The organism is Dictyoglomus thermophilum H-6-12 (assembly GCF_000020965.1).
Lineage (GTDB): Bacteria > Dictyoglomota > Dictyoglomia > Dictyoglomales > Dictyoglomaceae > Dictyoglomus > Dictyoglomus thermophilum.
The window spans coordinates 1,333,011-1,344,067 of sequence record NC_011297.1 but is presented as its reverse complement, the minus strand read 5'-3'; the positions used below and the strand labels follow the sequence as shown (position 1 = coordinate 1,344,067).

Below are 11,057 nucleotides of genomic sequence, written 5' to 3'. Positions count from 1 at the left end.
CTATTCTCCAATGAGTTTTTTATACTCCTCTGCAGAAAGCAAACTTTCGTACTCTTTTGGGTCTGAAAGTTCTAACTTAACGATCCATCCTGCATTATAAGGATCTTCATTTATGAGTTCTGGCTTGGTTTTTAAATTTTCATTGACCTCAACGACTTTTCCAGAGAGGGGAGAATAAACATCAGATGCAGACTTGACTGATTCAACTACTGCAAGAACTTCGTTTTGTTTTACTTCTTTTCCTACCTCTGGTAGATCTATGTGTACTATGTCACCTAGCTCCTCCTGAGCATGGTAGGTAATTCCAATGATGGCAATATTACCCTCTAATTTTGCCCATTCATGATCTTTTGAGTATTTTCTATCTTCTGGATACATTTTCACTTCTCTCCTTTCTTTATGGAAGTATTTTTAATAAAAGGTGGCTTTTCAATTTTTGCTTTTAAGAATTTTTCTCTTATTTTAATAAATATTTCATTTTCAATATCCTTGGTAGTATATAACATACCAATACCTGTTTTCAATATAGGAGAAAAGGTTCCGCTTGTGATATAGCCAATTTTTTCCTCTCCTAAGTATACTTCATAGCTATCTCTTGGTATACCATTCTCTAACATGATAAATCCTTTTAGAAATTTCTCTTTCTTATTCTTTTTCTCTATTAGTGCATCCTTTCCTATAAAATCTCCTTTATTAATTTTTACTACCCATCCTAAGTTGGCTTCCCATGGTGTTGTATTTTCATCTATTTCGTGCCCGTATAGAGGGTATCCCATTTCTATTCTTAAAGTATTTCTTGCTCCCAATCCACAGGGTAAAACTTTTTTATTCTCTACCAAATCTTTAAATATTTTTCTCCCTGTATCTAGATCTGATATTATCTCAAATCCATCTTCACCAGTATATCCTGTTCTGGAGATAATTATGTGATTCTTTTGAAAATGATAGTATTTTAGGTTTTTTAGATTTAAATTAAAATAATCCTCAAGGGTTTTTTCGGAAGCTGGCCCTTGAATGGCTAGTAGAGTAGTATCAGTGGTAATATCTAAAATATTTACACCAAATTTGTTGTGTATATTTAACCAGTCTAAAATCTTTTGAGTATTTATTGCGTTTACAACCATTAAAAATTCTTCTTCATCTATTTTATAAACGATAATATCATCTTTAATCGTTCCAGTAGGATTTAATACGAGTGAATATTGAGCTTTTCCAGGATAGAGGTTGTTTACGTCATTAGTAGTAATATATTGGACAAGATCTTTTGCTCCCTTTCCTTTTAAGAGTATTCGTCCCATATGGGAGATGTCAAAAATTCCGACATGGTTTCTTACAGTAAGGTGCTCATTTATAGTTCCTGAGTATTCTAAAGGCATCCACCAACCGGAAAATTCAAAAAACTTCGCGCCATATTTTACATGCTCATCTTCGAGAAATAGCTTCTTTGCCATTTTTCCACTCCCAAAAAAATGTTTCCGGGCTGGGGAAATCCCCAGCCCGGAGATAAGTTTTACTTCTTTACTGCTTCACGAAGCTCTTTTCCTGGACGGAATACTGGAACTTTTGTGGCAGGAATCTTAATTGGTTGTTGAGTACGGGGATTTCTCCCTTCTCTTGCCGCTCTCTTTCTTACAGAGAAGGTTCCAAAGCCTACAAATTGAACAGTATCCCCCTTAGAGAGAGCTTCAGTGATGGTTTCTAATACAGCATTTACTACTTTTGTTGCCTCTTTCTTGGTGATTTTTGCCTTCTCAGCTACTTTTGCGATAAACTCTGCCTTTTTCATCTCTTAGTCACCCCCTTTCTGATTATAGGTTTTTATAAAAACTTCTATAAAGTTTTCGAGCTTTCCCAAAGTTTATCCAATTCTTCTAAGCTAAAATCTTTCCATTCTTTACCAGATTCTTTTATTCTATCTTCTATGTATTTAAAGCGCTCTGTAAATTTTTTGTTTGTCTTTCTCAAAGAAGATTCTGGATCAATTCCTAAATGTCTTGCTATATTTACTATGGTAAATAGTAGATCCCCGATTTCCTCTTCCATATCTTCTTTATTGTCTTCTTGAATTGCTTTTTCTAACTCTTTTAACTCTTCGTAGAGTTTAGGTATTATTTCTTTACTATTCTTCCAATCAAAACCCACGTGGGAGACTTTTTCTTGTATTCTAAAAGCAGTAAGTAAGGCAGGCATATTTTGAGGAATTCCACTCAGGATTCCCTTTTCATCTTTTTCTTTGCTTTTTATACTTTCCCAATTTGTTAAGACATCCTCAACCCCTTCTATTTTAACTTCTCCAAATACATGAGGATGTCTTGTTATTAACTTGACTTTTAAATTTTTACATACCTCTTCAAAATTAAATCTATTTTTTTCTTCTGCCATTATACTTTGCATAAGTACATGCAAGAGAATATCTCCTAACTCCTCTTTTATCATTTCCTGATCATTTTTTTCTAAAGCATCTATGAGCTCATAAGCTTCTTCAAGAAAATATGGTATGAGAGTTTGAGGGGTTTGTTTTTGGTCCCATGGACATTCTTCCCTCACTCTCTTTACTACAGAGTAGAGATCTATAAATTCTTTACATATTTTTTCTTTTTCGTCCATTTTATTTTTCTCTTTATCTTTAAAAATACGAAGTTCACTTAAATTATAGCACTTACTTTATAAAAAGCAAGTTTTTATGCTATATTTTAGAAAAGTAATTCTAAGAAATAAGGCCATATGCTGTTTGGAAAAAATAGTAATTTTACTATTCGTCAGTTTTGGGTAATGGTGTTTTTGCTTCTTTTCTATAAAATATTTGTTGGATTTCGACGATTTTTCTCCATAGTTTCATCCATATATCGTTATCTGAAAAGTCTTTTTCTATCTTAGCTTTACTTACTTGCTCCTCAAGCCACTTATTGAAAACCTTAGATCTTTTATCATAAAGGAGTTTATCCTCTATTTCTGCTTTAGCTTGGAAGTAAGGTGTAGTATAAGCCTCTTTTATTTCAGTAACTTTTGTTATGTAATATCCTTCATCGGTTTTAATAGGTTTGCTTATTTGGTTAAGAGGTAAGGTAAAGGTTACTTTTTCAACCTCCTCAGGAAGAGTACCCTGAGTGATAAATCCTAAATCTCCACCTGAATCTTTTGTGGTTGTATCTTCAGAGTATTTCTTTGCAGCATCAGTAAAGGTTATTTTATTAGAGAGAAGTTCATTATAGACTTCTTTTGCTTTCTTCTCGTCTTTTATAAATATAGAGTAAACTTTATACTCCTTAGGATGTTCAAAAAGTTTTATATTCTCATTGTAATATTTCTTTATTTCATCTTCAGTTACTTTTTCATCTTTTCCAATCTCATCCATAAGTTTTCTCATGAGTAGGTTTTTTCTAAGTTCTTCTTTAAAAGTGTTTCTGTCGTAACCATACTGGGAAAGAGTTATTTCAAATTGTAGTACACTTGGAAATTCTTTCTCTATTTCTTTTAATCTTGTCTCAACTTCTTTTTCGGAGACTGAAATTCCTCTCTTTTTGGTTTCTGCTTGTACAATTTTCCAACGAGCAATATCTTTAATAGTTTCTTCTTTTACTTGTGAAAGCATTTTTTGGCCCTGAGTGGTGGTAAAATCAACACCAAACATGATAGAATACTGAGTTTTTATGAAGTTTAATCTGTCTTTATACTCTTGTCTGCTTACGGGCATACCGTTAATTTTTAGCACAGGATAGTTTTTCATCTGATGATATACAAGGGCTACAAAAGCTCCTCCAAGGATAAAGATTGCAACAAAAACAATGAATAAGATCTTAAAGATACTGTGTTTCTTCATGTCATCTCACCTCATACTTTACAGTTTTTGAAATAAAAACCTGATTGCGATTATAACACAATTTTACTTAATATTGGAGATGTCTTTGAGGAATTGGAGCAGAAATTGGATCTTTTTCTTATAGTTTCCTCTTGGTAGGTTCAAGGTTCTTTCAATGCCTTTTGAATAGGTTAATTTTGTTTTATCTTCTGATATTTCAATTTTTTCTATGCCTATTTTTTCTGCAAAAAACTTTATCTGAGATAGAATAAACAAGTTCTCCACTGGCTCTGGAATTGGACCATAGATATCTTCTAATTCTTTTCTTATCTTATCTATATCATTTATATCTTCTAAGTGAGCTAATTTCTGATAATAATATATACGATCGCTACTTTGACTTATGTAGTATTCTGGTATGATTGCTGGAAATGGATGTGTAATACGGCAATTTACTTTGTTTTTTTCACTTTTTCCTTGACTGTTCTTTAATTCATTTATAGCTTCTTCCAAAAGTTGAAGATATAAATAGAAACCAACAGAGTTTATATGTCCGTGCTGCTCTTTTCCAAGAATTTTCCCTGCTCCTCTTATTTCGAGGTCTCTTAAGGCAAGTCTTAATCCTGATCCAAGGCTTGAGAATTCCTTTAGTGCTTCAAGTCTTTTAATGCTATCTAAAGATAGTTTTTTTAGAGGAGCATGAAGAAAATAGGCATATGCTTGTTTATAGGATCTTCCTATTCTTCCTCTCAGTTGGTAAAGTTGAGCAAGTCCCATATGTTCTGCATTTTCTACAAATAATGTGTTGGCATTTGGAACATCGATACCTGATTCTATAATAGTGGTGGCTATTAAGACGTCTATTTTGCCATCATAGAAATTACTCATAACCTCTGTTAGTTCTTCATCGTCCATTTTTCCGTGTGCTATGGAATAAGTTGCCTCCGGAACAAGTTTTGTTAGTTCTTCTTTTATTTTCTCTAATCTTTCTATATCATTACATACGTAATATACTTGTCCACCTCTTTCTAATTCTCTTCTTATTCCTTCTTGAATGATCTCAGGATTATATTCAACAACAAAGGTTTGAATAGGCAATCGGTTTTCAGGAGGAGTTTCAAGCACAGAAAATTGCCTTATTCCAGAAAGAACCATAGATAGGGTTCTAGGAATCGGAGTTGCAGAAAGATAAAGAATGTCCACATGTGGATATTTCTTTTTAAAGGATTCTTTTTGTAAGACTCCAAATCTATGTTCTTCGTCTACTATGATGAGACCCAAGTCCTTAAATTCCACATCTTTTTGTAATATTCGGTGGGTTCCTATAATAATGTCTATTTCCCCTTTTCTTATTCTTTCTATTATTCTCTTTTGTTCTGATTTAGGTTTGAGTCTGCTTAAGATCTCTACGTTTACAGGAAATACTTCTAATCTTTCTCGAAATACCTTCCAATGTTGGTAGGCAAGAATAGTAGTCGGCACTAAGATTGCCACTTGTTTTCCATCTAGAACTGCTTTAAAACTTGCTCTTAAGGCAAGTTCTGTTTTACCAAACCCCACATCTCCAATCAGTACCCTTTCCATAGGTTTTTTTGATTCCATATCCCTTTTTATCTCTTTAAGGGCTTTTATTTGATCTTCTGTTTCTACATAAGGGAAACTTGCTTCAAGCTCTTCCTGAAGAGGACTATCTGGAGAAAAGGCAAAACCCTCTGTTAATTCTCTCTGGGCATAAACTTTTAACAATTCTTCTGCAATCTCTTTTGCCGATTCTTTTACTTTTCTTTTGGTTTCTTCCCATTGGTGAGATTCTAATCTGCTTATCTGAGGGGGTTCTGGTGAAGAGGATACGTATCTTTGGATAAGATGCATTTCCTCTAAGGGTACATATAAAAAGCTATTGTTAGCATATTCAATGTATATAAATTCCTTTTCTACATCGTCTATTTTAAGCTTTTTTAAGCCCCTGAATATTCCTATTCCATAATTTACATGTACCACATAATCTCCATCTTTTAATAGATATAAATCTTTTGGTTTTAATCCCTTTTCGTATCTTATTGGTTTTCTTTTTCTTTTTTTACCAAATATTTCATAATCGGTAATCACAAGGACTTTTTCATTCTCCCATAAGAATCCTTCTCTTACTTTTTCTTCGGTTAAGTATTTCACATTTAGGTTTTTTAATCTTGTTCTTATTATGTCTTGGTGTTCTGAGAATATGTGTACTTCCCAGCCATTTTCAAGGAAGGATTTTATGTTTTTTTCAAAAAATTCGTTAGTACCTCGGTAGGATGGAGGAGAGTAAATAGTAAATACAAGATCTGGCTCTGTGCTGTTCAAGTCTAAAACTTGGTATTTAGAAATGAAATTTTGTAATTCATAGTCGGTAAGATATAAACCTTCAGGTAGGTTTTCTTTAGTTCTTCTTTTTTCAAAATTTGCAAGTCCTTTTCCAGTCCATTTCTCAAGTAATGCAAGGCTTGCTTTATGGTTTTCAAAGACTAAGATGGTGTCTTTAGGTAAATATGAAAATAGATATGTTTTTATCTCTTTGTTTTTTAGAAAATAGCTCTCTTCATTTTTATCTTCAATCAATTCCGAAATGGGGGTTAAAATAACTTCTTTTGTAGTTTTTATAGATCTTTTGTCTTCTAAGTTAAAGAATCTTATAGAAGAAATCTCATCTCCAAAAAATTCTATTCTTATGGGATTTTCATATAGTGGAGGGAATATATCAAGAATTCCACCTCTTATACTGTACTCTCCTATCTTTTCTACCTGAGGTGTTCTTTGATATAGGTTTTCTGCGAGGAATTTTTCTATCTTTTCTCGAGTTATTTCTTCTCCCACTTTAATTTTTAAAATTCTTTTTTCAATATTTTCTTTGGGTATAAGAGGGTAGATTAGGGATTTTAAGGAAGCTACTATAGAAAAACTATTGTTGTAAATTATGTCGGAAATAGCTTTTAACCTTTTTCCTTGAACCTGTGGCGATCTTAGAGGTCTTTCATACGGAAGATGAACATAAGGAGGTAATATGCTTAATTCCAAATCTTCTTGTAAGTCTTCCCATATGCTTAAGTCCTCTTCATTATTAGTTACCCATAAAATTGGTCTTTTATATCTTTTTAGGTATAAAAAAAGTAAGGGAAAGAATCCCTTGTAAATTCCAAAAAGCTTAATATTGCTCCTTGAGTTAATTTCTTTTTCTAAATTGCTAAATTCACTACTTCTTAAGACCTTTTCTAAGAGAATAGGCATTTTCTGTTGTATAAGTTTTGAGCTACTTCCCATCCTTTCTCTATGATAGTTTCTACTATCTGGGGGGAGCTTTGTATAATTTTGTTAATTATTGTAAATTCCTCATCTTCAAAATTTCCTAATACATATTCTACAACTTGATTTTTATCTTTAGGTTTTCCAATACCTATTCTAAGCCTATAAAAATTAGGCGTATTGATTTCTTTTATTATGGATTTTATTCCATTATGTCCTCCATCTTTTCCATCAAATCTGATCCTAATGGTTCCTACAAGAAGATCAAGATCATCGTGGATTACAAGAACTTCTTCGGGTTTAAAGTTAAACTTTGCTAAAAATTCTTTGACTCCTATACCACTTAGGTTCATATAAGTTTGAGGTTTTACCAGATAGACCTCTGTGTTGTGTACTCTTCCGAAAGTAATTAAATTTGAGCTTGTCTTTTTGTATGGTGGAAATTTAAAGAATTCTTGTAAATAATCAACCACCATAAATCCCACGTTATGGCGAGTGTTAGCATATTCATATCCTGGATTTCCAAGTCCAACTATTCCTAATCTTTCCACTTTCTTTACTTAGGAAAAATTATTCCAGCATATCCTACAACTTGATCAAAATCTCTTGTTACATTACCTGAAGTTTGATACTCAACAAGTTTTGCTCTTTTACTTCCCAGTAATTTTACGGCTATCATTGTGATAACTATTGGGCCTACTCCACATATTGAAATGTCTTTTTCTATAACTCTTTTTATAAACTCTTTTTCGTCCAGATTGAGAATAGATTCTATAGCATAAAGATCCTTCTGTTTTGCAATTTCATGTGGTTCATAGTGAGAAAAATCTGAGCTTGCAATTATCACAGTGTTATACTCATAATCTCTTACGGCTTGGCTTATAGCATATCCTAGATTTTTTAGCACCTCATAGCTGTAGTCAACCACAGTTATGGGTACTATTTTTATGTTGGGATTTATATATTGTAAGAAAGGTACTTGAACCTCAAGAGAGTGTTCTGGTTGGTGAGCTAAGGCGTCTTCTTTAAGATAATCAGATTCTTGTAAGATTTTTTGTGAAAGAACAGAATCTATTTCTACGTCTCCGAGGGGAGTAGTCCAGATTCCTTCACTATAAATAGCAGAGGGGTATCCAAGTCCATTATGGTTCGGACCTATAATTATGGCTACATCTGGAACTTCCATGAGAGAGTATACTGCTCCAGCAACCTTTCCTGAGTAAATGTATCCAGCGTGAGGAACAATACATCCCCAGAGAGGTACTTTGTTGGGCACCTCTTTTATAAACTGAGATAGCATATTTAAAAGCTCTCTTGAGGTGGCAGGATAAAAATATCCTGCCACTGCTGGCAATCTTTTCTTCATATGATATAATTATAACCGATTTTTCTTGAAATTTGTTATTTTTTTAACACAAGTTTAAAAATATTTTCTTAAAATCTATAAAGAAAGGAGGTATGCAAAATGTCAAGAAGATGCGAAATTTGTGGCAAAGGTCCATGGACTGGATTGCAAGTATCTCACTCTCATCGTAGGACTAAAACCAGATGGCTTCCTAATCTTCATAAAGTTCGTGCTCTTGTTAATGGAAAAGTTAAAACCATAAAAGTGTGTACCCGTTGTTTGAAGGCTGGAAAAGTGCAAAAGGTAGTGTAGAGCTATGAGAGAAGAGAAAATTAAAGATGTTATTTCTTTTATAAGTGAGAAAGAAAAAGAAGTAGAATTTGAGATTGAGAAAGCAAAAAAGGAATTAGAAGAAGAATATTATTGGAAGGTTCAAGAGTATGTTACAAAGGTAGAAGAGGAGAAACAAAGATTTTTGGAAGAATTAAAAGCTGAAGAAAGAAAGTATTATGATTCTTTAAAAGTAAAGCTGGAAAAATTAGAGCAAGAATATATAAACGAAACTAATGCTTATAAAGAAGTAGTAGAAAAGAGAATACCTAGTATTGTAGATTATCTTCTGGATAAATTAATTGAAAAGTAGGGATGAAAAAATTATGGCTATTTTAAAAGTTGAAAAGTTCTGGTTGATCTTTCCTAAGGAAAAAGAAGAAAAAGTAGTTTCTATTTTTAAAGGCTTTGAAGACATACACTGGGAGAAACTGACTGAAGAAGGAAACCCTGAAAAGAGTTCTCCTTATGATGCTTATCTTACAAAATTAGATGAGATATTAAAAATCTTAAGATTTTTTTATCCAGAAGGAAAGGGATTTTTAGAGGCATTTTTTGCTGGAAGAGAGGAGATAACAGAAGAAGAGTTTGAGAAGTTAAGATCAGAAGTTTCTGTTGATGAACTATATAAAGAAGCAAAGATTTTAGAAAGAACTCTTAATGTGATAGAAGAGAAGAAAAAGCTATTGTCTAATTTATACGAAGAGACAGCTTATTGGGTAGATGTTAATGAAATTCTTGATTTTCCTAGAGTTTTTAAAAGATTTGCTTTGTATTGTGGTGGCTTTACACAAGATGAATGGAATAGTTTTTTAGAGGATAGTAAAGATGTGCTTGAAGAAAGTTGGTATAAGGCTTTTGTTAGTAATAAAACTGTGAAGGTTATATTTGTTGTACCTAAGACTCTTTCTGAAATTTTTGAAAACCTTCTTCAGAAACATAACTTTAATCATAAACGTATTCCTTATTTGAAATCTTCTCCTGTCGAAGGTCTTGAGAAAATTCAGAGGAGTTTGAATAAGGTAGAAGAAGAATTAAAAGCGTTGTATCTAAAGGCTGAAAAATTATTGGCTAAAAAGAAGAATATTCTTGCATGGTACGATTATTATGTGGCCAAAATAAAAGAGGTAGGGGCAAAAAGTCTTGCTCATCACAGTAATTACTTTACCATATTTTCAGGATGGATACCTAAGAGGGATAAAGAAAGATTTTTAACGTTACTTAGGGATAATATTCCTGATGCTATCTTTGATAGTAGAGAGCCAGATCAGGATGATGATCCGCCTGTAATTTTACATAATCCTAAATTGATTAAACCCTTTGAGTTTTTGACTAAATTGTATGGGCTTCCTCCTTATGGATTTATTGATCCTACACCTTTTATGGCTCCTTTTTACATGGTGTTTTTTGGTATATGCTTAGGGGATATAGGTTATGGGCTTTTGCTTCTTCTAAGTTCTTTATGGATAAAGAGAAAATTCAAACCTGAAGATGACACAAAGCAACTCTTAGATCTTTTAACTGTGCTTAGTATTCCATCTATCATAGTTGGAACATTAACTTGGAGCGTTTTTGGAAATCAACCATTTTTAGGTCCTGATGGAAAATTTCTGGGAGTATTTCCTATTGTAAATCCGTCTCAAGATTTGATTACGGCTCTTGGCATATCGTTATTTATAGGCATAATCTCACAATTCTATGCTTTAATTCTTCGTTTTATATCTTGCATTAAGGTAAAGGACTACGAAGGAGCTTTATACGATGCTGGTTTATGGATATTATTCCTTGGATCATTGTTAATTTATTTTGGATCTAAAGCCTTAGGGATAAGACTTGGAGGTATGGAGGTATTTAAATACGTACTTCTCTTCAGCCTTATTGGGCTTATATTGACTCAGGGAAGAGATAAAAAAGGTTTTGCTCGTATTTTAGTTGGTTTAATTAGTATTTATGGAATAATGGGAGGATATGGTTTGACATCCTTTGTGGGGGATGTACTTTCTTATTCAAGGCTTTTTGCATTAAACCTTGTTGGCTCTATATTTGGATTTGTGATTACCCAGCTTGCCAATATGGTAAAAGGTGTGCCTATTTTAGGATGGATATTTCTGATTTTAATCTGGATGGGGGGTCAACTCTTAAACTTTGTTCTTAGTGCATTATCAGCTTTTGTTCATTCTACCAGGTTACAATTTTTAGAGCTTTATGGAAGATTTTTTGTAGATGGGGGAAGAAAGTTTCTTCCTTATAGAATAGAAGGGAAATTTTTTAGAATAAAGAAAAATTATGATGGGAGGTAAGTAG

The 11,057-nt window shown here is 32.8% G+C and carries 11 protein-coding genes; 3 read left to right on the top strand and 8 right to left on the bottom strand.

Annotation, left to right across the window (positions count from 1 at the left end; translation table 11 throughout):
- The 8 genes from gcvH to amrB form a co-directional block, all read right to left on the bottom strand.
- Positions 1-378 carry a glycine cleavage system protein GcvH gene (gene gcvH, locus DICTH_RS06785; protein WP_012547677.1) on the bottom strand — a complete coding sequence of 126 codons (378 nt, stop codon included), beginning with the start codon at positions 376-378 and terminating at the stop codon, positions 1-3.
- 2 nt (positions 379-380) lie between these two features.
- Positions 381-1,451 carry a glycine cleavage system aminomethyltransferase GcvT gene (gene gcvT / locus DICTH_RS06780; protein ID WP_012548530.1) on the bottom strand — a complete coding sequence of 357 codons (1,071 nt, stop codon included), beginning with the start codon at positions 1,449-1,451 and terminating at the stop codon, positions 381-383.
- Positions 1,452-1,510: 59 nt separating this feature from the next.
- A complete protein-coding gene (locus DICTH_RS06775) occupies positions 1,511-1,786 on the bottom strand; it encodes an HU family DNA-binding protein (RefSeq protein WP_012547195.1) in 276 nt (91 codons plus the stop codon).
- A gap of 44 nt (positions 1,787-1,830) precedes the next feature.
- Complete coding sequence (mazG, locus tag DICTH_RS06770; RefSeq protein ID WP_012548311.1) at positions 1,831-2,607, bottom strand: nucleoside triphosphate pyrophosphohydrolase; 777 nt, start codon at positions 2,605-2,607, stop codon at positions 1,831-1,833.
- Between the two features lie 145 nt (positions 2,608-2,752).
- Positions 2,753-3,820, bottom strand: coding sequence for a peptidyl-prolyl cis-trans isomerase (locus DICTH_RS06765; protein ID WP_012547445.1), 1,068 nt, complete (start codon positions 3,818-3,820; stop codon positions 2,753-2,755).
- Between the two features lie 63 nt (positions 3,821-3,883).
- Positions 3,884-7,096: a transcription-repair coupling factor gene (gene mfd, locus DICTH_RS06760; protein ID WP_012547326.1), complete on the bottom strand. Its 3,213-nt coding sequence runs from the start codon at positions 7,094-7,096 to the stop codon at positions 3,884-3,886.
- Positions 7,048-7,629, bottom strand: coding sequence for an aminoacyl-tRNA hydrolase (gene pth / locus DICTH_RS06755; RefSeq protein ID WP_012547642.1), 582 nt, complete (start codon positions 7,627-7,629; stop codon positions 7,048-7,050). Before pth ends, mfd begins: the two co-directional genes overlap by 49 nt.
- Positions 7,630-7,634: 5 nt before the next feature.
- A complete protein-coding gene (gene amrB, locus DICTH_RS06750) occupies positions 7,635-8,444 on the bottom strand; it encodes an AmmeMemoRadiSam system protein B (protein ID WP_012548535.1) in 810 nt (269 codons plus the stop codon).
- Between the two features lie 99 nt (positions 8,445-8,543).
- Between amrB and rpmB the strand changes: the two genes are divergently transcribed.
- Genes rpmB through DICTH_RS06735 form a run of 3 tightly spaced genes read left to right on the top strand, consistent with a single transcriptional unit; the run spans position 8,544 to position 11,053 of the window.
- Complete coding sequence (rpmB, locus tag DICTH_RS06745) at positions 8,544-8,735, top strand: 50S ribosomal protein L28 (RefSeq protein WP_012547624.1); 192 nt, start codon at positions 8,544-8,546, stop codon at positions 8,733-8,735.
- 4 nt (positions 8,736-8,739) lie between these two features.
- On the top strand, positions 8,740-9,066 hold the full coding sequence (locus DICTH_RS06740; protein ID WP_012547163.1) for a hypothetical protein: 327 nt from the start codon (positions 8,740-8,742) through the stop codon (positions 9,064-9,066).
- Between the two features lie 13 nt (positions 9,067-9,079).
- Positions 9,080-11,053, top strand: a complete 1,974-nt coding sequence (locus DICTH_RS06735; protein ID WP_012547931.1) for a V-type ATP synthase subunit I — start codon at positions 9,080-9,082, stop codon at positions 11,051-11,053.
- Positions 11,054-11,057: the final 4 nt, after the last annotated feature.

Excerpts from the sequence above, each read along its gene's own strand:
- mfd (WP_012547326.1), bottom strand. The coding sequence starts at position 7,096 with ATGGGAAGTAGCTCAAAACTTATACAACAGAAAATGCCTATTCTCTTA.
- DICTH_RS06735 (WP_012547931.1), top strand. The coding sequence starts at position 9,080 with ATGGCTATTTTAAAAGTTGAAAAGTTCTGGTTGATCTTTCCTAAGGAA.
- gcvH (WP_012547677.1), bottom strand. The coding sequence starts at position 378 with ATGTATCCAGAAGATAGAAAATACTCAAAAGATCATGAATGGGCAAAA.
- DICTH_RS06765 (WP_012547445.1), bottom strand. The coding sequence starts at position 3,820 with ATGAAGAAACACAGTATCTTTAAGATCTTATTCATTGTTTTTGTTGCA.
- mazG (WP_012548311.1), bottom strand. The coding sequence starts at position 2,607 with ATGGACGAAAAAGAAAAAATATGTAAAGAATTTATAGATCTCTACTCT.
- amrB (WP_012548535.1), bottom strand. The coding sequence starts at position 8,444 with ATGAAGAAAAGATTGCCAGCAGTGGCAGGATATTTTTATCCTGCCACC.
- gcvT (WP_012548530.1), bottom strand. The coding sequence starts at position 1,451 with ATGGCAAAGAAGCTATTTCTCGAAGATGAGCATGTAAAATATGGCGCG.
- DICTH_RS06740 (WP_012547163.1), top strand. The coding sequence starts at position 8,740 with ATGAGAGAAGAGAAAATTAAAGATGTTATTTCTTTTATAAGTGAGAAA.
- rpmB (WP_012547624.1), top strand. The coding sequence starts at position 8,544 with ATGTCAAGAAGATGCGAAATTTGTGGCAAAGGTCCATGGACTGGATTG.
- DICTH_RS06775 (WP_012547195.1), bottom strand. The coding sequence starts at position 1,786 with ATGAAAAAGGCAGAGTTTATCGCAAAAGTAGCTGAGAAGGCAAAAATC.